This window comes from Pacificibacter marinus (assembly GCF_018860665.1).
GTDB lineage: Bacteria > Pseudomonadota > Alphaproteobacteria > Rhodobacterales > Rhodobacteraceae > Celeribacter > Celeribacter marinus_A.
The window spans coordinates 1-23,874 of sequence record NZ_JAHKPK010000057.1 but is presented as its reverse complement, the minus strand read 5'-3'; the positions used below and the strand labels follow the sequence as shown (position 1 = coordinate 23,874).

Sequence of the window (23,874 nt, the reverse complement as noted above, 5' to 3'; positions counted from 1 at the left end):
TTTATAAAAACTTGCGCTGCTCATTCCATGCTCTCGGCAAAGCTCAGAAACCGGAACACCGCCCTCCGCCTGCTTCAACACCGCCATGATCTGCGCGTCGCTGTATCGTCCATTCTTCATCGTAAATCTCCTCAGATATCTTGCCGAGAAAATTCTATTTTTGAACACCACTAATTTTAGGGGGGATTACCTCAATAGAGGCAATAGTAGGAAAGTTGTAATGAATTTTTCGATGGCCCAATCTCTAACAACACAAGATATGTCCCACAAAGTGACTATTTCGGGTGAAATACTTCACAAGAGAATTCAAGATGAACTAATGGCACTGGTGATACTGGCAGCAGAAGTGCAGATTGCGCTTGGGCCAACGATTTCAGAATCTCAATCTCTTTCGCCCTCGGTTCAGCGAAGCCTACAGGCTATTGATCGACTACATCAGACCCTCGATGATCTTCAAAGAATCATGGGGCATTTGTCCAACTTGGATGCGAATGGCGGAATTGCGGTTGCCCCGCTTAGCAAGGCTATTCGGTTAAGGCACTTAGCTCACAAACTCTTCGACAACGTCGACAGTCCATTTGCGCTCACAGAAGAAGATTCAGGAGATATCGCCTGGTTTTGATTAAAACTAGCCCCAACTTATGAGATACCCGAAATGGTCTTGCCGCGGTTTGGTGCAGCCCTAGGTTCGCGTTTAGGCGACCTTCCGTTAAAAAACGACAGTTTTTTTTTCAGCCCCGCTTGAGTGGCGGCGCGGATTTACGAGGCCGTTAACCCTGCCGTGCAGCATATAGTCCGCCTCCTTTGTTGCAGCAAATGCTATCAAAGGGGCGGCATAAAATCGCGATAGGCCGTACATATCTACAGGGCTCGCCTCATTAAACAGCCGAGCCCTGTCAAAGTGCTTTATACAGGTATAACAACTTTCGCATCTTGCTCAGGGGCATCCAGTTGTAGGTGATATTCCTCTAGTACTAGAATGTTCTCTGCACCGACGATGTCACTTTTCGTCTTATAACCGATTACCTCTTCAACCGGCATATCCAGATGGCGCGCCATAAGCATGGTTTCTTCGGACGAAAAGTTTGTCAGTCCACGTGCCACTTCTTCACCGTCTTCGTTGTAAATGTGCAAAACATCGCCCTTGGTAAAGTCCCCTTGGATCGAAATAACATCCACACGGCCAACACCTTGTTTGCGTTCGACGATACCTAAGGCAACTTCATTTGAAACGACGAGTGTTCCAGACACCTGCAAACGGTTACTGAGCCAAACTTTCAACGGCGACGCCGTCTTGCCACGTACAAGGCAACGCGTGAAACGGCGCTCATTTTCAAGTACGGATGACACAGGGCGCTCAATGATACCTTCTGCAATAATCGTCTCGACCCCCGCGTTTTGCGCCATGTTGGCCGCATGCATTTTCGTGAGCATCCCCCCGCTGCCAAGTGTACTGATCCCTGTCGTTGACTCGAGATGCTCGCTTACGTCTTCGATTTCGTGAATGAACTTGGCATCCTCATCTGACGGGTCACGATCGTACAGCCCCTCGACGCTGGTCAAGATGATAAGTGTATCAGCTTCAATCATTTGCGCAACTTTAGCGGACAATCGGTCATTGTCGCCAACACGTAAATCGCGTGTCGCGACGGAATCGTTCTCGTTAATGATGGGCAATATGTCGTTTTCGAACAATCGTATCATCGTATTTTTGATGTTCAAAAAACGGCGGCTTTCTTCCATATCTTCGACAGTCACCAACATCTGTGCGACGCTCAAATCATATTCTGACGCGACTTGGCGATAGGCATTCATTAACAGCGGCTGGCCACAGGCAGCGGCGGCCTGTTTGTCAAGAACGCCTGCGTCTTCAGGGCGTTTTCCGACCATGTTCAACCCCAGCGCAACAGACCCAGAAGAGGTCAAAATAATATTATAACCTTCCCTTTGAAGCTGCGCGAGATCGCTTAACAGACCGTTCATAAAGGCATAGCGAAGCGTTAAATTGTCACTGTTGGCCAAAAGGCTTGATCCAATTTTGACAACAATCTTTTTCTTCTTCAACATAGCTTATCTCCGGTAGTTTGTTGATTTCATGGGCAAAACCACAGAAACACATCCAAAGGACACATAGCTGCAACACCACCTCAATCAGGTACTCGGACAACGTATAACACTGCCCCCCTGTATGAATGCAAACAGGTTGCTGCGCTTCCGCGCAAATATACGACAAACGGACCAGCTTTATAATTAGATGTTCTAGCTTTGAATTTTCAAACTCGGAACAGCCAAGGCACGATGGTCATCGTGCAGACCCGCAAGGCCTACAACAACTTAAGGACACATATATTGAGCCTCAAAACGTCACGTTATGATCAATCCATCTCGATATCCGCCAGCAATGACGCATTCCCCCCAGCAGCCGTTGTATCAATGCAAGTCGTGCGTTCGTGGCAATACTGCTCTGGCGCGATAGGCTCAGTGACCACTTTGATAATCGCTCCTACTCGTTTAGAAAGCGTTATTTTAAGCGCGCGCATATCGTCATGATCCGCTTGGATTGCAACAAGATCGACCCTCAATGTTTCTAAAGCCTCAAGATCGAGGGAGCCGTCTAATATGGCCAATGGCACCTTAAGGCCAGAGAGAGGACGCAACGCTGATGAGGCCCCCGGCGCGATGGCCAAGACGGCATTGCCAGCCGCTAAGGCTTGCAATGTTTGCGACACAAGGCTTTCTGTATCCGGCCCCAAACACAAAACAGTCCCCCGAGGCGTCAGCTGGAGACGGTTTGCTTCGCCCGTTGGGCCCGGCAGATCGATGGGCCCGTATTCAAGTGCTGCAACCGCAGACATGACCTTGGCCGACTTGCCACGAAGCGCTGCGCGCAATTCAGTGATCCGGTTGGTAGATGTGGCCCAATCTTGGGCATGCAGTGTTTTCAAAGCATCCGCGGCCTGAGCCTCAGAAACGGACGCATGGAATGCAGGAGCGGAATGACCCTTGACAGGAGATGTTTGAAACCGAGGCAAATAGTAAGGACCGCCAGCTTTGGGGCCAGTTCCAGATAGGCCATGCCCGCCAAAGGGTTGCGAGCCGACAACTGCGCCAATTTGGTCACGGTTAACATAGGCATTACCTGCATGGACACGGTCCAAGACATATTGAACACGGCGGTCAATACGGGTGTGAATGCCAAAGGTTAGACCATATCCCGTCGCATTGATCGCACCGATCGCATCTTCTGCCCGCGCGACATCAAAGCTGGCGATATGTAGCACGGGGCCGAAAATTTCGCGTTCCACATCCGCGATACTGTCGACCTGTACGATGGTTGGCGGCACGAAAAGCCCGCCCTGTGGCACTGGAATTTGTGTCACGATCTGCTGTTTTTCAGACATGTCTTGAAGGTAGGCTTGGATGTTATCATAGGCCTCTTGGTCAATCACAGGCCCGACATCTGTTGCAAGATCGCGCGGATCCCCAACCGTGAGGGCATCCATCGCGCCCGTTAACATCTCGTTAAGTTCTTTGCGCACATCATCTTGCACATAAAGGACGCGCAAAGCCGAGCATCGCTGACCTGCCGATTGAAACGCCCCGCGTATAATGTCTCGCGTGGCCTGTTCCATAAGCGCCGTCGAATCCACGATCATTGCGTTGATACCGCCGGTTTCTGCGATGAACATGGCGTTGGGCGATGTTTTGGCCAGCTGGCGTTCAATAAGCTTTGCAACCTCTGTTGAGCCGGTGAAACACACGCCATTGATACGGGGATCGGCAGTCAAAGACGCCCCCACAGCTACTCCGTCGCCTGGTAAAAGCTGCACCACATCGGATGGGATACCCGCTTGCAGCATCCAGGCAACCGCACGCGCAGCAATCAGCGGTGTTTGCTCGGCAGGCTTTGCGATCACGGCATTACCCGCGGCCAATGCAGCCGCAATTTGTCCTGTAAAGATGGCCAACGGAAAATTCCAAGGACTAATACAGACAATGACTCCACGAGCAGACTTGCCGGTGTTCAAATCCTGTATTTCACCCGCATAATACCGCAGAAAGTCTACAGCTTCACGTAATTCAGCGATGCCATCCAGCAGCGTTTTACCCGCTTCACGCGCCAAAAGCTCGAAAATTTCGGCAGCATTTTCTTCATACAGGTCGGCCACTTTGCGCAACACAGCCGCTCGGACACTCGGATCGGTTTGCGCCCAAGCCCCTTGTGCGGCAACAGCCAGTCCAACAGCACGTTCCGTCAACGCCTTATCTGCCTCCCTCACTGTGCCCACCTGTTCATGCGGCGCAGCGGGATTGAACAGATCCCGCGAAGCCCCGCTTGTGTAGGGCGCCGAGGTTATCGGAGCTGCTGACCATTGGTACGGTGCCGCAAACGGAGCACGGCCAGAGGCGATCTTGGCGATTTCAAGCGGGTCTGTGATGTCGTGTCCACGACTGTTAAGACGCGGTGCGAAAATAGCGCTTGGGCGTGCGATTACTGTACTGGGTTGCAAACCACCTGCTTCGGCCAAGGCAATAGGATCACGCACGATGTCTTCGGCGGACACAGATTCATCGACGATCTGGTTCACAAAAGAGGAATTCGCGCCATTCTCAAGCAAACGACGCACCAAATAGGCCAGCAGATCCCTATGTGCGCCCACAGGAGCGTAGATACGGCATCGAGACCCATGCCGTGACAACACTGCGTCATGCAGCACCTCGCCCATACCGTGGAGGCGTTGAAATTCAAAGCTGTTTGGGTCCTCAGCCATTTCAAGAACGGCGGCAACCGAGTGCGCATTATGCGTGGCAAATTGAGGGTATATACGGTCCGTCATACCCAACAATTTTCGCGAGCAAGCGAGATATGAAACATCCGTATGAGACTTACGTGTTAGAACAGGATAGTCGGCAAGGCCCATGACCTGTGCGCGTTTGATCTCTTGGTCCCAATACGCCCCTTTCACCAAACGCACCATGATCTTGCGATCCAACCGAACGGCAAGTTCATAGAGCCAGTCCAATGTGGGCATGGCGCGCCGCCCAAAGGCTTGCACCACCACACCAAATCCATCCCATCCCGCAAGGCTTTCGTCTGACAGCACACGCTCGATCACTTCGAGAGAAATATCAAGACGATCCGCCTCTTCTGCATCAATGTTGAACCCTATCTTCGCCTTGGCCGCAGCCTGCGCAAGCTCCAAAAGGCGCGCGCACAATACCGGCAACATCTTGCTGCGTTGCCCATATTCATAGCGCGGATGAAGCGCTGAAAGTTTGACCGAAATACCCGGATTTTCGCGCACATCTTGGTGTTTTGCCCGCACAGAGATGGCTTTAATCGCTTTCGCGTAAGCCTCGTGATACTCTAGGGCATCCGCATCGGTACGGGCGGCTTCTCCCAGCATGTCATAAGAATATGTATAGCCTTTGGCGACCATTGCATCGCCACGTTTTGCAGCCTCGTCGATGGAGCGGCCAAGCACGAATTGCGATCCCATTTGCGCCATTGCTTTGCCAACAGCTGTGCGGACCACGGGCTCTCCCAACCGACGCACCAAAGCGCGCAATGTCCCTGCGACGCGCGTGCCATCTTGATCTAACACTTTGCCAGTAAGCAACAGACCCCAAGTCGATGCATTGACCAAAATTGAGCCAGAATCGCCGATATGTTTTGCCCAATCATGTGGCGTGATTTTATCGCGGATCAGCTCATCGACTGTCAACGTATCTGGGACGCGCAACATGGCTTCCGCCAAGCACATCAACGCCACGCCCTCATTCGTTGATAGGCCATACTCAGACAGAAAGCTCTCCATGACGCCGATCTTGCCCGTATCACGCACATCTTGAACCAACTTTTGTGCCTGCGCACAAATTGCGGATCTTTGGGCGTCACTCAATTGAGTTTCATGAACAAGCCTGCGAACCAAAGACGTTTCATCCGTGAGGTATGCAGAGCGAATTGCAGCGTTGGTCATGATTGTCCTATCCCAAAAAAGAGGCCGTATGCACGGTGATATAAAAAGAGAAGTGGAGGCTGTTGGTATCGTAGAATGGCTGTCTTTAAGCTTGGCCGGTTCGATGCTGTCATTGCGCACTGAATTTTCAGCGCCCAGATTCGTGACGTGACATTCATCGTACTCCATCACGGCCCGACGGGCGCGTCTATCTTAATCCAACGCAACAAGTACCTTACTCTACGTCTTGCCCAAATAGGCAACCGATCTTGAAACGCTTGAGGCCAGATCGGTGCATAGGAATACTATGTGAAATGGGCCTGTCGTACTTTTGACCCTCACCGAATGCACGCTCAAACGACCACATGGCGAAATCGCCCCAAGACATGCGCGATTTGCAGGTTGAGCCCCTAGCCTCATCGCTTTAACAAACGTGAAACATGGGCATTTAATGGGGGACTGTCGGCTTAGCATTTTGATCGCCCTGACGATACGGGACATTCTGGTGGCAATTAATTGAGGCTTCTCTGACTTTTCTGCCTTTCCACCCCCTTGACCCGCCTCGCAACTCGCCATATTCACGTCCACGGCGGGCCTGTAGCTCAACTGGTTAGAGCAGAGCGCTCATAACGCTTTGGTTGCGGGTTCAAGTCCTGCCGGGCCTACCAAGCATCATAATTCAATCCTTATTTTCTAAGGGTTAATAACAAAACTTGACGCTTTTTTTTTAAAAGAGTTCGTCAAGTTTTGTTCTGAAATCTGTACGATCTAGATTTGCAAAAGCCGTGTCATCCGGTCCCTTGCCCCCGAAGATTTCACAGTCACGGGGCATGCCTGAGGCCGTTACAGGACCTTACAAATGCAAACGTCAGCTTGACGTGCTTTCCAGCCAGCGCAGATCGCTTACGTAGACCCATGCAATGAATCGTGAATGTGTAAAACGAGCAGCGAAACTCGACGCGAACCAATCAGCTATAACAGCTGTCGAAGTCACAATATTGAATGAAATCAAAGTGGTGCGGGTGAAGGGACTCGAACCCCCACGCCAAAGGCGCCAGAACCTAAATCTGGTGCGTCTACCAGTTCCGCCACACCCGCATTGCCTGCGTCATAGCAAAGGCAAAAGCGCGATACCAGAGACAAAATGCATCTTTGGGGCGTAAATTGCCAGATTAACTAAAAATAAATGCTTTGCGGTTCGAAAATCTTACCGTAGGCTGTGAAAAGATGGCGGAACATATCGCCACGACCGAGGCAGTTTTAGAAAAGAGAGCATCATGAGCAGTGATGACCAAGGGCGCGATTCTGATCGCACGCCCAAAGGAATGATGAATCCCCGCACCCAAAGAACACCCCGTAAACGGCTGTGTATAAAAGATATTCTTCCGAGCTACGAGGACGGAATCGCGCTTGGCACCCATGTGCTGACGGCAGATGGCACCTTGCCCGTTGAGTATCTGGAAGCCGGTGATCGCATCGTGACCCGTTCTGGTTTGCGCACTTTGCGCGGGATCGACACCCCTGCTCCAAGGATGTTCAAACTTGTGTTTGACCGCGCTGAAATCGTCTTTGCGGACGGGTTTCAGTTTGATTCCAAATCAGGCAAGGCCTTTGCGGCGTAAGAGCATCTGCCCCTTGTTTTAAAGACATTGTGTCACTGGGTTTAAACTGTTTAACGGTTTGGCCCCTGCGCGGTTTACATGTTTTAATGTTTTTTCGACGCAGATTGGTAGCTTTGCCGCCAATCATATCCCCAAAGCGGTGAACACTTTGGGCAGTTCTTCGGGCAAGTCCTCGGCGATCAGGCCAGCGCCAAAACTCAAAGCGCATTCGCTGTGCAAATAGGCACCGGTCTCGGCGGCATGATGTGGTGAAAAACCGCGCGCCATCAGCCCCGTGATAAAGCCAGCCAAAACATCGCCGGAGCCTGCCGTGGCGAGCCACGGCGCCGCGCGCTCATATAATGAAGCGTTCACAGATGCCTGACCGTCGGGACTTGCGATGACAGTATCTGGTCCTTTGCACAGCACGGTGCAGCCCGCGCGTTTGGCGGCCTCCCGCGTGGCGTCGACTTTAGAATAGGCGGGGCCAGTTGAGGCGGGGGCGTCAAGTTTTTCGGCGAGATCTGGAAACAGACGTTTGAATTCGCCCGCATGAGGCGTGAGCACGCAAGAAGGATGCAGGGCGGCAAAGAGGGCCTCATCTTGAGACAACAATGTGAGCGCGTCAGCATCAAGCACGGTCATGCGCTTGGCCTCAAGCGCAATAGCGACAAGTTTGGAAGCGCGACTGTCCAGACCTAACGCTGGCCCAAGGCAGAGCGCATTGATGCGCTCATCTTCTAGAGTGCGTTTGAGCGCCTGCGGGCCGTCGGCCTCATGGATCATAATGGCGGTGAGTTGCATCGCATTTTCCAACATAGCGGATTTGGGCGAGGCGACAGTGACCACCCCTGCCCCAATGCGCAGCGCGCCACGAGCGGCCAGACGCGCAGCGCCGGTTTGCCCAGTGGGACCAGAAAGCACGAGGGCGTGGCCGTGGGAGTATTTATGGGTCGAGTGCTTTTTGAGGGATTTAGACGGACCAGTGACCAAGTTGACGACATTGCTCGGCGGCACAGCCGAGCTGCCCCCGCCCACCCCCACGGGCGGGGGCAATTGCCCCACTCGCGGATGGGGCCAGCTCTCGAGACCGATATCTTTGACAACGGCTTTACCAGACATAACCGCTCCAAAGCCCAAAACGTGACCAAGCTTCATACGATGGAAACTCACGGTCAAATCAGCACTTATAGCCCACATCAACGGCCGACCACTGTCCGAACACACCCCAGATGGCACATCCACAGACACCACACGAACCCCATTCTCTTTCAACAATACTTTCACTGTATCATCGGCCATTGACGCGAATATTCCGCGAAAAGGGCGTTTCAATCCAGTTCCGAACACCGCATCAACAAGCAGATCAAATTCATCTGGGTAACGTATAAAATCATCGATCAACGGAGCGGGATCAAGGCGATAGGTTTTCACCTCCCCTGCCTCGCACCAGCGTTCATAGTTGGTCCGCGCATCTGTCGGCAGCTTATCTGGGTCACCGTAGAGAAAGACATCAACGCCCCAGCCGCGCTGTTTGAGCAGCCGTGCGACGACGAAACCGTCTCCGCCATTGTTGCCGGGGCCGCAAAGAACCACGGCGTGATGGGATGTCTCAGCCATGGCCGGCCATTCGTCAAACACGGCCTCAATGACGCCAATTCCCGCGCGTTCCATCAGGTCTAGGCCAGTCACAGAGCCCGAGGCAATGGCGGCGGCTTCAATGGCGCGCATTTGCGCGCAGGTGAGAAGTTCGGTCATTTGTCGGTCTCCAATATAGGCGATGCGGCGGCGGCAAAAGCCACAGTGGAAATGGCGCGCATTTGGGCAGACGTCAGAGATGCGGTCATAAAAGCTTCAAAATGTTTTTAAACTGCCTTTTTTGAATCCACTTTGCCAAAATATTGTGCAACAAGGCGGGAATCCTATAGGTAGCTTGATCTGGCTTAGTGTAGCCGATTGTGGCCCCATGAGAGAAGTGATCTGAACGACGTGAACGAATTTAAGGGAGTCTAAGGTCCATGAAAAAGATCGAAGCGATCATCAAGCCTTTCAAGCTCGACGAAGTGAAAGAAGCACTGCAGGACATAGGTGTCCAAGGTCTTTCTGTTGTCGAGGTCAAAGGTTTTGGCCGTCAAAAAGGCCACACTGAGCTGTACCGTGGTGCGGAATATGTTGTGGACTTCCTGCCAAAGGTTAAAATCGAAGTTGTTTTGTCTGACGACCAAGTGGACGGCGCGATCGAAGCGATCGTTGCTGCGGCAAAAACAGACAAAATCGGCGACGGCAAAATTTTCGTATCGTCTGTTGAACAGGCCATTCGGATCCGTACTGGCGAGTTTGGCGAAGACGCGCTGTAAGAATAAAGCGGCCTTTGCGGGTCGTTTTCCATCCTAATACATAATTTTAAGGGGATAAGGTCACCATGAGCATCGAAAACGTTCTCAAGACCATGAAAGACGAAGACGTTCAGTACGTGGACGTTCGTTTCACCGATCCACGCGGCAAGTTGCAGCACGTGACATTGCGCTACACAGAAGTTGACGCTGACTTCCTAGAGGAAGGCTTCATGTTTGACGGCTCGTCCATCGCGGGTTGGAAATCTATCGACAAATCAGACATGAAACTGATTCCAGATACGACATCTATCTACATCGATCCTTTCTACGCGGAAAAAACACTGTGTATTCACTGTTCTGTTGTAGAGCCTGACACACGTGAGCCTTACGAGCGTGACCCACGTTCTGTTGCTGAAAAAGCAGAAGCTTACCTGAAATCCACAGGTATCGGCGACACAGCATACTTTGGTCCAGAAGCTGAATTTTTCTTGTTCGACGACGTGCGCTTCCAAGTGTCCATGAACAAAGTGTCTTACCAAGTTGACGCGCTTGACGGTGCTTGGAACTCTGACACAGAGTACGAAATGGGCAACACAGGCCACCGCCCTGGCATCAAAGGCGGTTACTTCCCTGTTAACCCAATCGATGACGCGCAAGACATTCGCGGCGAAATGCTGACAACAATGGCCAACATGGGCATGAAAGTTGACAAGCATCACCACGAGGTTGCCTCTTGTCAGCACGAGCTTGGTTTGATCTTCGGCACGCTGACAAAGCAAGCTGACGAAATCCAAAAGTACAAATACGTTGTGCACAACGTGGCGCAAGCTTACGGCAAATCCGCAACATTCATGCCAAAACCAATCGCTGGTGATAACGGCACGGGTATGCACGTGAACATGTCCATCTGGAAAGATGGCAAGCCATTGTTTGCAGGCGACAAATACGCTGATCTGTCACAAGAAGCGCTGTACTTTATCGGCGGTATCTTGAAGCACGCGAAAGCATTGAACGCGATCACAAACCCATCGACAAACTCTTACAAGCGTTTGATCCCTGGTTTTGAGGCTCCTGTTTTGCGCGCCTATTCTGCGTCGAACCGCTCTGGCTGTATCCGTATCCCTTACTCGGAATCCCCAAAAGCGAAACGCGTTGAAGCACGTTTCCCTGATCCAGCAGCCAACCCATACTTGTGCTTTGCTGCACTCATGATGGCTGGCCTTGACGGCATCAAAAACAAGATCGATCCAGGCCCCGCGTCTGACAAAGACTTGTACGACTTGCCAGCTGAAGAATTGGCAGCGATCCCAACTGTTTGTGGGTCATTGCGCGAAGCTTTGGAGGCTTTGGAAGCAGACATGGACTTCCTCACAGAAGGCGACGTGTTCACCAAAGACCAACTTCAGGGCTACATGGATCTGAAATGGGAAGAGGTCTACGCCTACGAGCACACACCTCACCCAATGGAATACAAATTGTACTACTCCTGCTAATCGCTGGATCAGTTCATTCTATGAAAAGGGCGTCTCATGCGAGGCGCCCTTTTTGCATATGTCGCGCCAAGTTGCGTGTTCCCCATATTTGCGTCAGATTTTGGCCTTGATCATCGGTTAATCATAAGGTCAGTTTTAATCAGAGATGACGCATGGCCTTGTTTTCAAAAAACTATCACCCCTTGGATTCCCGCCACCCTAGAAACCGCGCGGGGGCGCAGGCGGGCATATACGGGGTGCAAACCACCAAATCCAAGGTCCGTGCGACCCCTGTGAGCCGCGCTCAGGCCGTGGATAAACACAATCATCTCGCATCAACAAAACCCCAGCGGTTTCAGCGCAAGCTGTCACAGGTTGAACAGATGAACGCCTTGGTCGCCGAAACCCAAGCCCGTACAAACGAACGGGAACACCAGCCGCACATAGCATCGCCTTTTGTGACATCCGCCCCTGTCGGCGCGATGGCAGCCTCGCAGACGCCCCCCGCACCCCCAAAACAACGCAGCAAGATCGGCAAAGGCTTTCAAATCCTTGCAAATATGGACCGCAATATCCGCATCGGCATGCTCATCGCAGTGGTGATTTATATTCTGATCACTCCCGAATTGCGCGCGGGGCTAACCTCTTTGGCGATCAATGGCGAACCCGACGGCATGACCAGAATGCCAAGTTACAGTTCAAAATTTTAAGCGCTCCCGTTAGCGACCTTGATGCGATTGGAGTTAACCGGACCCAAGGTCTACGCGTTCTGGATTGGATGTCTCCAATGGACATCAAGCATCGCCAACACCGTCTTGATATGGGTCACATCACATCGGCCTGCCGTCAAGTTTATGAGGATACGTCGAGCGCGAGCTGCGACAGGGCTTGTGCGCCGGCCTCAATCGCTTTGATATCTGCCCCATCCCAACGCCGAGCATGTTGATGCAAAGCGGAAATACCGCCAATGGCCACCCCGTTCAAATGAAACGGCGTGCCAATATAAGCCATGATCCCCATATCCTCGACAGCTCCGGTTTTGCCCACCAAGGGGTGGGACAGCGTGTCATCGATCACCAGAGTTTTATTCATATCAAACACCATATGGCCGATGGTGTATTTAGGCGGCAAAATACGCTCGACCTCACGTCCGATAAGCCCGTCGATAAGGCAAATGATGTGAAGATCCTCCCCCTTCATCAGCCAAATGGCCACCCCAGACGAATTTACTTCGGTATGAACAGCCTCAGCGAGGGCCCTGACTTGTGGGTCGTTGAATTCAAACATCAGTTTTCCCCAATGTGTCTTTCATCGTAAACAATACCACATTTTGCCGAAATTAAGTATGAAACATTGACGCAAAGCCCGAGAACTCTCCCAGCCTCTTGCCCCCACGTCCCGTTCGTTCTAAAGACGCGGCAACTCCACAGAAGCTAAAAAGGGCAAGCCTATGATCCCCCGTTACTCCCGCAAAGAGATGGTCGACATCTGGGAACCCGCAACAAAATTCAAAATCTGGTACGAAATCGAAGCGCACGCCTGTGACGCGATGGCCGATTTGGGTGTGATCCCACGCGAAAACGCCGATGCCGTTTGGAAAGCCAAAGACGTTGAGTTTGACGTGGCACGCATCGACGAAATCGAAGCCGTAACCAAACATGACGTTATCGCGTTCTTGACGCATCTGGCCGAACATGTCGGCTCTGACGAGGCGCGTTTTGTACACCAAGGCATGACCTCATCTGACGTGCTCGACACTTGCTTGAACGTGCAACTTGTGCGCGCGACCGACATCTTGATCGAAGACGTCAAAGGCTTGCTTGCCGCGCTGAAAACACGTGCGTTTGAGCATAAAAACACCGTCCGCGTTGGTCGTTCCCACGGAATCCACGCAGAACCCACTACAATGGGTCTGACCTTTGCACGTTTTTACGCTGAAATGGACCGCAATCTGGCCCGTCTGATCGCGGTGCGTGCCGAGATTGCCACGGGTGCGATTTCCGGCGCCATCGGCACATTCGCCAATATTGACCCGCGTGTTGAAGAACATGTCTGCGAAAAGCTCGGCCTCACACCTGAGCCGATTTCCACCCAAGTGATCCCACGCGATCGCCACGCAATGTTCTTTGCTGTACTTGGTGTAATCGCCTCCTCGATGGAAAACATCGTAATTGAGATCCGCCACATGCAGCGTACAGAAGTTTTGGAAGGCGCTGAGTTCTTCTCAATGGGCCAAAAAGGTTCTTCTGCGATGCCGCACAAAAAGAACCCTATCCTCACTGAAAACCTCACGGGCCTCGCGCGTCTTGTGCGTATGGCTGTGATCCCTGCGATGGAAAACGTGGCCCTGTGGCATGAACGCGATATTTCGCACTCTTCCGTTGAGCGCACCATCGCGCCAGACGCGACCATCACCTTGAATTTCGCGCTCAAGCGTTTGACAGGCGTAATCGAAAAGATGCTCATCTTTCCTGAAAACATGCTCGACAACATGAATAAATTCCCAGGCCTGGTGATGTCTCAACGCGTGCTTTTGGCGCTTACTCAAGCGGGTGTGTCTCGCGAAGCCGCCTATTCCATGGTGCAACGCAACGCCTTGCAAGTTTGGGAACATCGTCTTGATTTCCAAGAACTTTTGCTGGCCGATGAAGAAGTCGTTGCCGCACTTGGCGTGGATGAGATCAAAGAAAAATTCGACATGGGCTACCACACCAAACATGTTGATACGATCTTCAAACGCGTGTTCGGCGAAGCCTAAAGCCTCATAGGGGGCGTTCCCCTCACAGATTATAAGACTGACGCCCGCGCGGTTTATCCGCTTGCGGGCGTTTTTCTGTCAATTCTTCTCAAATTTATTGGAAATTCAGCCCACTGGTAGCTTTGCGTTAATCTTGATCATGCACCTTCGTCACAAGGCATGAATCAACACATGAGGCATCGGCGTGGACGGACTTCCCCAAGACTTTGGCGACATGGGCACCCTACCCGACCTTGGATCCCTCGGCGGCGATGGGGCGGGCGGCATGGGCGATTTCGATCTGCCCGACCCCGTTATGCGTATGCCGACAAAACTGTCGAAAAAGGCTAAGGCCGCGGTGATCGTCAAATTGCTCGCCTCAGAAGACGTCAAACTGCCTCTGTCCACCTTTCCCGAAGACATGCAAGTCGAACTGGCCCATCAGCTGACCGATTTGCGCCACATCAACAAAGAAACGCTCACATCTGTTGTTGAGGAATTCTTAGAACAGCTTGAGGCCATCGGCCTGTCCTTTCCGGGTGGGTTAGAGGGTGCGTTGAACGTGCTTGAGGGGGCAATATCGCCAGCGACCTCTGCGAAATTGCGCAAGAATGCTGGGTTCTCTTTGACCGGTGATCCATGGGAACGTATTGCCGATCTTGATGTCAGTCGCGTTTTGCCGATTTTGAAAGACGAAAGCGTCGAAGTGGGGGCGGTGCTGCTGTCCAAACTCAAAGTGTCCAAATCTGCGCAATTGCTGTCGATGTTGCCGGGCGAACGCGCGAGGCGGATTGCCTATGCCATTTCGCTTACCTCTGGCGTCGCCCCCGACGTGGTGCAACGCATCGGTATTTCCATCGCCGCAAAATTGGATGCACAACCCGCAAAGGCTTTTGCGGATGCTCCGACAGAACGTGTTGGCGCTATTTTGAACTTTTCGGCCTCTGCCACCCGCGATGGCGTACTCGAAGGATTGGACGAAACGGACAAAGAATTTGCCGAAGAAGTGCGCAAAGACATCTTCACCTTCGCCAATATCGCCACCCGTGTGGACGGACGCGACGTGGCAAAAGTCGTGCGCGGCGTGGAACAAGAGGTGCTGATCAAGGCTCTTGCCGGTGCCACGGGCGACGCGGCGATCACGACAGAATTCATTTTGACCAATATGTCCAAACGCATGGCGGATGGGATACGCGAAGAAATCGAAGCGATCGGAAAGGTCAAAGAATCCGACGCAGAAGAGGCCATGAACGCCGTTGTCGCAGGCATTCGCGACCTTGAAGGCGCCGGCGAATTGTTTTTGCTGACAGGAGACGACTAACCCCTGTGCGCAGCCGAGACATGATCGTCAATGGACAAGTCACAAGCTCTGCCCTTAATGTCCCCCTATGAACTGGTTTTCACGTCAATCCACCGCCTCGCAAGGTATTCTCTTTGTTATTATATCCGTGTGCTTCTTTTCATTGATGGATGCCGTGGCCAAACAGCTTGGGCTGATGGTAAATGTCAGCCAAATCTTGTGGGCACGCTATTTCGGACAGCTTGTTATTGTGCTGATTTTATGCAGAAAACGTACGGTTTCTCTGCTCAGGACCTCTCATTTGGGTCTGCAGTTGTTTCGGGCTTTGATGCAACTTAGTGCTGCGGCCTGTTTTTTCATTGCACTGCAACATCAAGGTCTGGCCGAGGCCACAGCCGTCGCCGATCTTGCCCCTGTCTTGATCACCCTTACCGCCGCAGTGGTTCTGGGGGAGCGCATTGGTTTGCGCCGCATAATCGGCATTTTTGTTGCGCTCTTGGGGGCGATGCTCATCATTCGGCCCGGGTCTGATGTGTTCATGCTGGCCTCTCTTTGGCCCTTGGGAACGGCTGCCAGCATCGCGATTTTTTCCATCATCACCCGTCATATAGGCCCCTCGGAATCGCCACTGACGGGGTTGCTTTATTCTGGCATCGTCTGTGCTGCGATTATGTGCATCATAGCGCCATTTTATTGGACCACCCCGACGCCCATAACGACAATTATGATGATCTGTATCGGCGCTATCGGCACTGTGGGACAATTGATGATGATCAAAGCCTATGCAGTGGCCCCCGCCTCGATTGTGGCGCCTTTCACCTATGCGGGTTTGTTGAGCGCCACCATATGGGGCATCTTGTTTTTCGACCAATGGCCGGATCTTTGGACCTGTGTTGGCGCACTTGTGATCGTGACTGCGGGACTTTATGTGTGGCATCGAGAAACGCGCGCGACGCGCGGCACATAAATTCGGAGCAAACGTGAGCTCTGTGAGGCCCCGCCCCTCAGATCGCGTGTACAAGGGACAATTAATGAAAATCAAACGCGGTGAGATCGAAGGCAGCTTGAACGACTACGCACAGAGCATCCTCTTGCGTGGACTTCTGGCCGTGGTAGAGCGTTTGCCTTTTGCATGGCGACTTAAGACTCTCGGGGTTATCACGGCCTATGTCATCGGACCGATTGCTGGGTACAACAAACGGGTTCGCGAAAATCTTGCTATGATCATGCCAGATTTGCCCGACCGCGAAGTGCGCCGTTTGATGCGAGCTGTCCCAGCGAATACAGGGCGCACCATGGCTGAATTATATTCCGGCGTAGATTTTAAAGACCGCGCGAAACGTGCCAAAATCACCGGCGACGGCTTGCCCGATCTTGAACAGGCCATGGAACGCGGCCAAGGGGTTATTTTGGTCTCGGGGCATTTGGGCAGCTACGAGGTGGCGCGCGCGGTTTTGTTCGAGCGCGGGTTCAATGTCGGTGCCTTGTTTAGACCGTTTTCAAACCCCTTTTTCGACCCCTATTACCAGCGTAAAATCGGTGAAATTTCTCAGCCGATCATTCCATCGAAAGATCGGAAAAGTTTGGTGAAAATGATTCGATTTTTGAAATCGGGCGGCATGGTCGGGATGTTGATAGACGTTCACACCTATGACGCGCCCGTGTTGCAATTTTTTGGCAAACGCGCCGCCACGGCGACTTCGGCTGCCGATCTGGCGCTCAAACACAATTTGGCGCTGGTGCCGATCTATGGCATCCGACTGGATGATCACGGGCATTATGAACTGGTGATCGAACCGCCTATTGCGCACACAACAGCCACACAGATGATGCAAGAGGTGAACGATTCTATTGAGCGCCAAGCGCGGGCACATATGGACCAATATTTTTGGATTCACCGGCGTTGGAAGGCAGAAACCAAACATGGACACAACGATGTGACGCGCCCTTAAGGCGCTTTACAAAATCACATCCGCAATGAGGCCCACGGTGATCGCCCCGATAGGTTCATTCGTATTCGGGTCCGTGATCGTGTAGGACACTTGGACCTGATAAACCCCTATAGAGTCATCAATTTCCAGTTCTGAAATGTGCATCATCCCATCCCCTTTGCCGTAAGTATCCGAGTGCTTGGCCTCATCGCCTTGCCAATAGTCAGTTGTGGCAGAGGAGGCCGCAACGTTCAGGCCATGGGCGTCCATAATAAACACTTCGGTAATTATGCCACCAGCATCGGCCACACGGTGCCGCAAAAAATCTGCAGCATCATTGTTCACAACGGCATCGACAAGGGGATGTGTGTCGGTTTTCACCTCTGCGCGCCATTGTTTGTCTTTCGCTATAATGTCGTCGGGCGTCAGGGCCTCATCGATCACATTACGCACACGAATAGCGCTGAGCAAAGCGTCATCCGAGACCCAAGGCGCGACTTCGTTTTCGAAGAAGGTCTTAATGATATTGGTCTGTTCTGCCTCTAGCGCCTGCGCCCTGTTCATCGGCATCAACAAGGTAAGAAATATCAGTATATGTTTGAAGGTCATGAGCGCTTTCCTTTTAAATCTGCCTTGGAAAATGGCAGAAATAAATAAACGAAAGATTTCACATTTTCATTTTTGACAATTCTGATTTTTACCGGCGTTCATTTTTGCCAAAGCAATGTGGCCCACAGGCATGCCCGTCAGTTGACCCGCAAGGCCGCCATGATTTCACCGGGCAGACCGTTTACGTTCTGTTGCACGATAATGACGACGGGATCAGCGGTGGAAATATCTGCGCTTAAATGTAGCGGAGATGTGCCATCCCAGTCGCCAACATGCGTCCAAGAGGTTACGATATTGGCGTAATCGATAGATTTTCCAGCATTTTCACCCACACGTATGGTCACGTTTTCATAGGGTCGATACGCGACCACTTGCACCTTAAGATTGCTCGGGCGTGCATTCGTGTTGTTGAGGGCAATAGACAGGGTGTTGTCAGACCGCACAGCCGATAAATCAAGCTGAGAGGCCGCAAGTTTGCGTTTATGATCAGTGACCAAATCGGCCAGTCTCATCGGCTTGAAGCCAACGATGTGATCTTGGCCACCGACAATCATTTGCGGCGTGTAAATCGTGCGATGCCCCGCGGCACGGGCATAAGCGCGCTGGCGTTCGGTGAAGCGCGGATCGGCAAAGATGTCTTTCCAGCCGATATAATCCCAGTAATCGACATGCAGCGCCAAGGGCAAAATATCGTCACGCTTGGACAGTTCCATCAACAGCGCATCGGCGGGCGGGCAAGACGAACAGCCTTGCGAGGTGAAAAGCTCGATCACCACGGGATAAGGCATGGGCTGATCTTGCGCCGCAGTTTGTTGCGCAGGAACCGAGAGAGCAAGACACGACATAAACAGCGCAGAAATGCAGGACTTTACCGAAAGACGGCTGGATTTGGGATATTCTGTCGCGTGTGTCATGCTGGCTCCGAATGCTGTATCATACTCTTAACCCTTTGCAGGCTCTCAAGCCAATCAAGCAATTGCGAGAATGCGTTACAGAATCTTAAATCGACCGTGATCTAAGCGCGATCATGGGGGAAAATCTGGTCCGAACGGTCTTGAAACGAGATCAGCAAGGCGCAATAAAACCTGACAAAAATACTTATTTTGGCAATTGTGTACAATGGCATACTAAAAACGACAGATGCCTCTTGATTGGACTCAACGGATGGGTCAAAAGCAAGCAAGCCAATTCTTTTTCATGCACCAAGGGAGCTCGCCCATGACAGTTGTTGTCGGACATGACACAGCCAAAACACGTCGCACACTCGACGTAAACGGCAAAAAAATCTCATACTACTCAATTCAAGCTGCCACAGACGCAGGCCTTGGCGATTTCACCAAATTGCCAGCCGCTTTGAAAGTTGTTCTTGAGAACATCTTGCGCTTTGAAGACGGTGGGTTTTCTGTTTCCACAGACGATATCAAAGCCTTCGCTGAATGGGCTGATAAGGGTGGCAAAAACCCCCGCGAAATTGCATACCGACCTGCCCGCGTTCTGATGCAGGATTTCACCGGCGTTCCAGCCGTTGTGGATTTGGCGGCGATGCGCGACGGGATCAAATCTTTGGGCGGCAGCGCAGCAAAGATCAACCCACTTGTACCAGTTGATCTTGTGATCGACCACTCTGTGATGATCGACGAATTTGGTAACCCACGTGCGTTCCAGATGAACGTTGACCGCGAATACGAGCGCAACATGGAACGTTACCAGTTCCTTAAATGGGGTCAGACTGCGTTTGAAAACTTCCGCGTCGTACCTCCGGGCACAGGTATCTGTCACCAAGTGAACGTGGAATACCTCGCGCAGACCGTTTGGACAGATAAAGACCAAAACGGCGAAGAGGTGGCCTACCCTGACACACTCGTGGGTACAGATTCTCACACGACAATGGTCAACGGTTTGGCTGTTTTGGGTTGGGGCGTTGGTGGTATCGAAGCCGAAGCTGCGATGCTTGGCCAGCCAATTTCCATGCTCATCCCTGAAGTTGTCGGGTTCAAACTGACCGGCGCGATGCTGGAAGGCACAACAGCGACCGACCTTGTGTTGAAAGTTGTTGAAATGCTGCGCGCCCACGGCGTTGTTGGCAAATTCGTTGAATTCTACGGTGACGGCCTTGACCGCCTGCCCCTTGCTGATCGTTCAACAATCGCCAACATGGCGCCTGAGTACGGCGCGACATGTGGGTTCTTCCCAATCGATAACGAAACGATCCGTTACCTGAAACAAACAGGCCGCGACGAAGAGCGTTGCGACTTGGTTGAAGCCTACGCAAAAGAAAACGGTTTCTGGCGTGGTGCTGATTACGCGCCGATCTATTCTTCGACACTTGAGCTCGATATGGGCGAAATCGTTCCTGCGATCTCAGGCCCCAAACGCCCACAAGACTATGTGGCTTTGACTGCATCAAAAGCTGCATTTGCGAGTGAAATGGCGGACACGTTCAAACGCGAGCAAGGCAAAGAAGTGGCTGTGGCTGGCGAAGATTACACCATGTCATCAGGCAAGGTTGTCATCGCCTCCATTACATCTTGTACAAATACATCAAACCCTTACGTGATGATCGGCGCTGGCCTTGTGGCGCGCAAAGCACGCGCTTTAGGTCTGAACCGCAAGCCTTGGGTGAAAACATCATTGGCACCGGGGTCACAAGTTGTAACCGAATACTTGGAAGCCGCTGGCCTGCAAGAAGATCTGGATGCGATCGGGTTCAACCTCGTAGGCTACGGCTGTACGACCTGTATCGGCAACTCCGGTCCGATCCAACCCGAGCTGTCAGATGCGATTGCCGAGGGTGATCTTGTGGCGACGGCTGTTTTGTCAGGCAACCGCAACTTTGAGGGTCGTATCAGCCCCGATGTGCGCGCCAACTACCTTGCGTCTCCGCCCCTTGTTGTGGCCTACGCTTTGGCAGGCGACATGAACATCGACCTGACAACTGAGCCTTTGGGCACAGATAAAGACGGCAACGATGTCTACCTCAAGGACATCTGGCCAACGAACGAAGAAATTTCTGCGCTTGTTGAACAAACTGTGACACGCGAAGCCTTCCTCAAAAAATACGCTGACGTATTCAAAGGCGATGAGAAATGGCAAGCTGTCGAAGTATCTGGCTCCGAGACATACGACTGGCCTGTCAGCTCGACCTACATCCAAAACCCACCTTACTTCCAAGGTATGGCTGCGGAAAAAGGCACGATCAAAAACGTGACTGAGGCGAAAGTCTTGGCGATCTTGGGCGACATGGTCACCACCGACCACATCTCTCCAGCGGGCGGTTTCGCGCAGACCACACCAGCGGGTAAGTTCTTGATGGAACGCCAAGTGGCCCCGCGTGAGTTTAACTCATACGGCTCTCGTCGTGGTAACCACCAGATCATGATGCGCGGCACCTTTGCCAACATCCGCATCAAGAACGAGATGCTTGACGGCGTTGAAGGCGGCTACACCAAAGGTCCAGATGGCGCGCAGGCGTCGATCTATGACGCGGCTATGGCCTACCAAGAGGCTGGCACTCAGTTGGTGATCTTTGCGGGCGAACAATATGGCGCAGGATCTTCTCGTGACTGGGCGGCCAAAGGCACAGCGCTTTTGGGTGTCAAAGCCGTCATCGCGCAAAGCTTTGAGCGTATTCACCGCTCTAACCTTGTGGGCATGGGCGTGGTTCCGTTCGAATTCACCGGCGGCGACACCCGCGCCTCTTTGGGCCTCACTGGCGATGAAACCGTGTCCATCACGGGCCTCGATTCAGTGTCACCTTTGCAAGAGCTGCCATGTGAGATCACCTATGCTGACGGCACTGTGAAAACCATCACTCTCAAATGCCGCATCGATACAGCGCCAGAGATCGAATACATCGAGAACGGCGGCGTGCTGCACTACGTGCTGCGCAACCTCGCCAAAGAAGCGTAAGTTTTTACGCCTTAGAGACAAGGAAAGCCCCGCCAATTTGGTGGGGCTTTTCGCTTTTTAAAGTCACGAGAATGTCTAACAAGCTTATCGATAATATTCAAAGGAAGCTGGCTAATGCCCCAAACATAGGCCCAAAAACGCTTATATGATTTGCAGAAGCGGCCATAAAGCTTTGGTATTTTTCCTTGAACGCGGGCGTGTCTTTTGACGCTTCCATTGCCTCAATAGCGGCGAGTATTTGTGTGCTCTCACTATCTTCAAGTTCAGCACCCATCAATGCATCTCTTAATTGCTGGAAAACCGCAGTCTCGGAGTTCGTGATGGAGACATTGTGCGAATTATCAACTGAATTCATGTTGATCCGAGCGTTGTCGCCATTAATGTTATTGATGACCGTTTGCGCTGACGCGACAGGCGCATCACTGCGTCGTATATCAACTTGAAAATGTGCTTCCATCCCCGGCAGAGCCTGCTGAAAACGTGGATTTTCGACAATATACTCTTCCACAAGACCTGATGGCAGATTTCTCAAAAAGCGGTCGTTAGGCTGCACGGGCAATGAGGTATCAAATGTTATAAGCTTTTTACCGGTGACAAGGCCCTTTATGCCATCAACTTGCCCTGATCCATCTGCCTTTAAGAACGACAGCTCCTCTTTCATCATATTTTTAATCACGTAATATTCTCCTTGTTCTAAATTAATTTCACAATAAGCATCCATTAAAGCTGCAGAACGCCGCCCAATGGCCATCGAGTTTGAGCCTTCCCAGTTTCCAAAATCATGCGCCTTTGGAAAATTTATCCCATCGCCCAACAAAATTCTGTTTTTCTCTATAGCACGCCTCTGAATACTCGCCGCGAACATTTTAACTATTCCTGTCGCTTCATTGATGGCCTGTCTTCGAATGTACTTTGGGTATCTTTGAAGTTCATTCTCAACCAAATTGAAATACTCTTGGACTTTAAGCTTGCGATAGCGAGAAATCGTGGCCCAATAGACATCTACGACAGTTCCCGAATAGGAAAGCCCCCCATAACGAATTGGTGTTCCATTAAAGCTATCTATCTCACTTGACTCGCCCTTACCAATAAAGTGCCACCTAAAAAACCACTCACTATCCATCCTAATAAGCTCTTGCTGAACCACTTGTTCAAGATTTTGACCGATGGTGGTTTTAAATGACATTCTTTGCTGACTTTCTGCAAAATTCTAGTTCAAGACTTTCTCTATTAACATCCAGAACAACACTTCACTCAACCCACATTGACTCCCCCGCCCTCCACACAGTACCAAACGGCAAGCATTGGCTGGGCAGTCTATGCCCCCCACCGATCTCGAGACCTAAGGACCACATCATGACCGAAAACAAACGCATTGTACTGTCGAGCGACCATTCTGGTTTAGAGATGCGCGCGGCGATTGTGGCGCATATTACAGAGCTCGGCTGGGAGGCCATCGATATCGGCCCGACCACCACCGAGAGCACCCATTACCCGATCCACGGCAAAGCGGCGGCCGACATGGTCGCCTCGGGCGATTGCCGTTTCGGCATTATCTTGTGCGGCACGGGCCAAGGTATCATGATGGCAGCGAATAAGGTCAAAGGCATCCGCTGCGGGGTCTGTTCTGAGACATTTTCAGCCCGGATGATCCGCCAACACAACGACGCGAACATGTTGTCCATCGGCGTGCGCACCACGGGCGAAGGCTTGGCCTTGGATATCGTTGACGCCTTTTTGAACGCAGACTTCGAAGGCGGCCGCCACGCCACACGCGCCGATATGATCGAACCGACCTAAAGGCTAAAACATGGTAATCCCCCCATTTTTAATGGGGTCCAGCCATAGAATTCATGCGGCTGTTTTCAATTTCATTGCGGGAGTTATGCCGCCGATGCCCATGTTGGGCCGCTCGTTGTTGTAAGTCCAGAGCCATTCAGTCGCCTGGTCTTGTGCCTCCTCAATCGTTTCGAAGATGTATTGTCCCAGCCATTCGCCGCGAACGGTGCGATTATAGCG

20 protein-coding genes and 2 tRNA genes are annotated in these 23,874 nt (G+C 52.0%); 12 read left to right on the top strand and 10 right to left on the bottom strand.

The window, feature by feature from the left end:
- On the bottom strand, positions 1-120 hold a 120-nt coding region (locus tag KO497_RS15830), incomplete at its 3' end, for a transposase (RefSeq protein WP_215944933.1).
- A gap of 100 nt (positions 121-220) precedes the next feature.
- Here KO497_RS15830 and KO497_RS15825 point away from each other — a divergent pair.
- Entirely contained in the window at positions 221-622 is a 402-nt protein-coding gene (locus KO497_RS15825; RefSeq protein ID WP_215944929.1) for a hypothetical protein, read from the top strand.
- A gap of 284 nt (positions 623-906) precedes the next feature.
- On the opposite strand, the gene proB is transcribed toward KO497_RS15825, so the two are convergent.
- Together proB and putA are read right to left on the bottom strand one after the other, a co-directional pair.
- Complete coding sequence (gene proB, locus KO497_RS15820; RefSeq protein ID WP_215944928.1) at positions 907-2,067, bottom strand: glutamate 5-kinase; 1,161 nt, start codon at positions 2,065-2,067, stop codon at positions 907-909.
- 308 nt (positions 2,068-2,375) lie between these two features.
- Positions 2,376-5,981, bottom strand: coding sequence for a bifunctional proline dehydrogenase/L-glutamate gamma-semialdehyde dehydrogenase PutA (putA, locus tag KO497_RS15815; RefSeq protein WP_215944927.1), 3,606 nt, complete (start codon positions 5,979-5,981; stop codon positions 2,376-2,378).
- 570 nt (positions 5,982-6,551) lie between these two features.
- On the opposite strand from putA, the gene KO497_RS15810 reads away from it, so the two are divergent.
- Positions 6,552-6,628 (top strand) — tRNA-Ile (locus tag KO497_RS15810).
- Positions 6,629-6,974: 346 nt separating this feature from the next.
- Here the strand turns inward: KO497_RS15810 and KO497_RS15805 are convergent.
- Positions 6,975-7,058, bottom strand: a tRNA-Leu gene (locus KO497_RS15805).
- 179 nt (positions 7,059-7,237) lie between these two features.
- Here KO497_RS15805 and KO497_RS15800 point away from each other — a divergent pair.
- A complete protein-coding gene (locus KO497_RS15800) occupies positions 7,238-7,582 on the top strand; it encodes a Hint domain-containing protein (protein ID WP_215944926.1) in 345 nt (114 codons plus the stop codon).
- Positions 7,583-7,705: 123 nt separating this feature from the next.
- Here the strand turns inward: KO497_RS15800 and KO497_RS15795 are convergent, their stop codons facing one another.
- Complete coding sequence (locus KO497_RS15795; RefSeq protein WP_215944925.1) at positions 7,706-9,319, bottom strand: NAD(P)H-hydrate dehydratase; 1,614 nt, start codon at positions 9,317-9,319, stop codon at positions 7,706-7,708.
- 260 nt (positions 9,320-9,579) lie between these two features.
- Here KO497_RS15795 and KO497_RS15790 point away from each other — a divergent pair, with 260 nt between their 5' ends.
- The 3 genes from KO497_RS15790 (at position 9,580) to KO497_RS15780 (ending at position 12,079) form a co-directional block, all read left to right on the top strand.
- The gene (locus KO497_RS15790; protein ID WP_215944924.1) at positions 9,580-9,918 is read left to right on the top strand and encodes a P-II family nitrogen regulator; all 339 of its coding nucleotides are present in this window, start codon (positions 9,580-9,582) and stop codon (positions 9,916-9,918) included.
- Positions 9,919-9,983: 65 nt separating this feature from the next.
- Positions 9,984-11,390 (top strand): type I glutamate--ammonia ligase, encoded by a 1,407-nt coding sequence (gene glnA / locus KO497_RS15785; protein ID WP_215944923.1) that lies wholly within the window; start codon positions 9,984-9,986, stop codon positions 11,388-11,390.
- Positions 11,391-11,542: 152 nt separating this feature from the next.
- Positions 11,543-12,079, top strand: coding sequence for a hypothetical protein (locus KO497_RS15780; protein ID WP_215944922.1), 537 nt, complete (start codon positions 11,543-11,545; stop codon positions 12,077-12,079).
- Between the two features lie 142 nt (positions 12,080-12,221).
- On the opposite strand, the gene KO497_RS15775 is transcribed toward KO497_RS15780, so the two are convergent.
- On the bottom strand, positions 12,222-12,656 hold the full coding sequence (locus KO497_RS15775) for a GAF domain-containing protein (RefSeq protein ID WP_215944921.1): 435 nt from the start codon (positions 12,654-12,656) through the stop codon (positions 12,222-12,224).
- 163 nt (positions 12,657-12,819) lie between these two features.
- Between KO497_RS15775 and purB the strand changes: the two genes are divergently transcribed.
- From purB to KO497_RS15755, 4 genes are all read left to right on the top strand, one after another.
- The gene (gene purB, locus KO497_RS15770; RefSeq protein WP_215944920.1) at positions 12,820-14,127 is read left to right on the top strand and encodes an adenylosuccinate lyase; all 1,308 of its coding nucleotides are present in this window, start codon (positions 12,820-12,822) and stop codon (positions 14,125-14,127) included.
- A gap of 184 nt (positions 14,128-14,311) precedes the next feature.
- Positions 14,312-15,427 carry a flagellar motor switch protein FliG gene (locus KO497_RS15765; protein WP_354668130.1) on the top strand — a complete coding sequence of 372 codons (1,116 nt, stop codon included), beginning with the start codon at positions 14,312-14,314 and terminating at the stop codon, positions 15,425-15,427.
- A gap of 67 nt (positions 15,428-15,494) precedes the next feature.
- On the top strand, positions 15,495-16,373 hold the full coding sequence (locus tag KO497_RS15760) for a DMT family transporter (protein ID WP_215944919.1): 879 nt from the start codon (positions 15,495-15,497) through the stop codon (positions 16,371-16,373).
- A 64-nt stretch (positions 16,374-16,437) separates the two neighbouring features.
- The gene (locus KO497_RS15755) at positions 16,438-17,358 is read left to right on the top strand and encodes a lysophospholipid acyltransferase family protein (protein ID WP_215944918.1); all 921 of its coding nucleotides are present in this window, start codon (positions 16,438-16,440) and stop codon (positions 17,356-17,358) included.
- A 6-nt stretch (positions 17,359-17,364) separates the two neighbouring features.
- On the opposite strand, the gene KO497_RS15750 is transcribed toward KO497_RS15755, so the two are convergent.
- Both KO497_RS15750 and KO497_RS15745 read right to left on the bottom strand, forming a co-directional pair.
- Positions 17,365-17,946 (bottom strand): hypothetical protein, encoded by a 582-nt coding sequence (locus tag KO497_RS15750; RefSeq protein WP_215944917.1) that lies wholly within the window; start codon positions 17,944-17,946, stop codon positions 17,365-17,367.
- A 137-nt stretch (positions 17,947-18,083) separates the two neighbouring features.
- Positions 18,084-18,860 (bottom strand): DUF1223 domain-containing protein, encoded by a 777-nt coding sequence (locus KO497_RS15745; RefSeq protein WP_252729736.1) that lies wholly within the window; start codon positions 18,858-18,860, stop codon positions 18,084-18,086.
- Between the two features lie 304 nt (positions 18,861-19,164).
- On the opposite strand from KO497_RS15745, the gene acnA reads away from it, so the two are divergent.
- Positions 19,165-21,855, top strand: a complete 2,691-nt coding sequence (gene acnA / locus KO497_RS15740) for an aconitate hydratase AcnA (protein WP_215944916.1) — start codon at positions 19,165-19,167, stop codon at positions 21,853-21,855.
- 97 nt (positions 21,856-21,952) lie between these two features.
- Here acnA and KO497_RS15735 read toward each other — a convergent pair whose 3' ends face one another.
- Positions 21,953-23,041 (bottom strand): hypothetical protein, encoded by a 1,089-nt coding sequence (locus KO497_RS15735; protein WP_215944915.1) that lies wholly within the window; start codon positions 23,039-23,041, stop codon positions 21,953-21,955.
- 170 nt (positions 23,042-23,211) lie between these two features.
- Here KO497_RS15735 and rpiB point away from each other — a divergent pair, with 170 nt between their 5' ends.
- The gene (gene rpiB / locus KO497_RS15730) at positions 23,212-23,655 is read left to right on the top strand and encodes a ribose 5-phosphate isomerase B (protein ID WP_215944914.1); all 444 of its coding nucleotides are present in this window, start codon (positions 23,212-23,214) and stop codon (positions 23,653-23,655) included.
- A gap of 51 nt (positions 23,656-23,706) precedes the next feature.
- Here the strand turns inward: rpiB and KO497_RS15725 are convergent.
- Positions 23,707-23,874, bottom strand: a 168-nt coding sequence (locus tag KO497_RS15725) for an integrase core domain-containing protein (protein ID WP_215944930.1), incomplete at its 5' end; no start/stop codon positions are given.

What these genes read in the sequence shown, in the direction of transcription:
- KO497_RS15825 (WP_215944929.1), top strand. Translation starts at nt 221, where the DNA reads ATGAATTTTTCGATGGCCCAATCTCTAACAACACAAGATATGTCCCAC.
- proB (WP_215944928.1), bottom strand. Translation starts at nt 2,067, where the DNA reads ATGTTGAAGAAGAAAAAGATTGTTGTCAAAATTGGATCAAGCCTTTTG.
- putA (WP_215944927.1), bottom strand. Translation starts at nt 5,981, where the DNA reads ATGACCAACGCTGCAATTCGCTCTGCATACCTCACGGATGAAACGTCT.
- KO497_RS15800 (WP_215944926.1), top strand. Translation starts at nt 7,238, where the DNA reads ATGAGCAGTGATGACCAAGGGCGCGATTCTGATCGCACGCCCAAAGGA.
- KO497_RS15795 (WP_215944925.1), bottom strand. Translation starts at nt 9,319, where the DNA reads ATGACCGAACTTCTCACCTGCGCGCAAATGCGCGCCATTGAAGCCGCC.
- KO497_RS15790 (WP_215944924.1), top strand. Translation starts at nt 9,580, where the DNA reads ATGAAAAAGATCGAAGCGATCATCAAGCCTTTCAAGCTCGACGAAGTG.
- glnA (WP_215944923.1), top strand. Translation starts at nt 9,984, where the DNA reads ATGAGCATCGAAAACGTTCTCAAGACCATGAAAGACGAAGACGTTCAG.
- KO497_RS15780 (WP_215944922.1), top strand. Translation starts at nt 11,543, where the DNA reads ATGGCCTTGTTTTCAAAAAACTATCACCCCTTGGATTCCCGCCACCCT.
- KO497_RS15775 (WP_215944921.1), bottom strand. Translation starts at nt 12,656, where the DNA reads ATGTTTGAATTCAACGACCCACAAGTCAGGGCCCTCGCTGAGGCTGTT.
- purB (WP_215944920.1), top strand. Translation starts at nt 12,820, where the DNA reads ATGATCCCCCGTTACTCCCGCAAAGAGATGGTCGACATCTGGGAACCC.
- KO497_RS15760 (WP_215944919.1), top strand. Translation starts at nt 15,495, where the DNA reads ATGAACTGGTTTTCACGTCAATCCACCGCCTCGCAAGGTATTCTCTTT.
- KO497_RS15755 (WP_215944918.1), top strand. Translation starts at nt 16,438, where the DNA reads ATGAAAATCAAACGCGGTGAGATCGAAGGCAGCTTGAACGACTACGCA.
- KO497_RS15750 (WP_215944917.1), bottom strand. Translation starts at nt 17,946, where the DNA reads ATGACCTTCAAACATATACTGATATTTCTTACCTTGTTGATGCCGATG.
- KO497_RS15745 (WP_252729736.1), bottom strand. Translation starts at nt 18,860, where the DNA reads ATGACACACGCGACAGAATATCCCAAATCCAGCCGTCTTTCGGTAAAG.
- acnA (WP_215944916.1), top strand. Translation starts at nt 19,165, where the DNA reads ATGACAGTTGTTGTCGGACATGACACAGCCAAAACACGTCGCACACTC.
- KO497_RS15735 (WP_215944915.1), bottom strand. Translation starts at nt 23,041, where the DNA reads ATGTCATTTAAAACCACCATCGGTCAAAATCTTGAACAAGTGGTTCAG.
- rpiB (WP_215944914.1), top strand. Translation starts at nt 23,212, where the DNA reads ATGACCGAAAACAAACGCATTGTACTGTCGAGCGACCATTCTGGTTTA.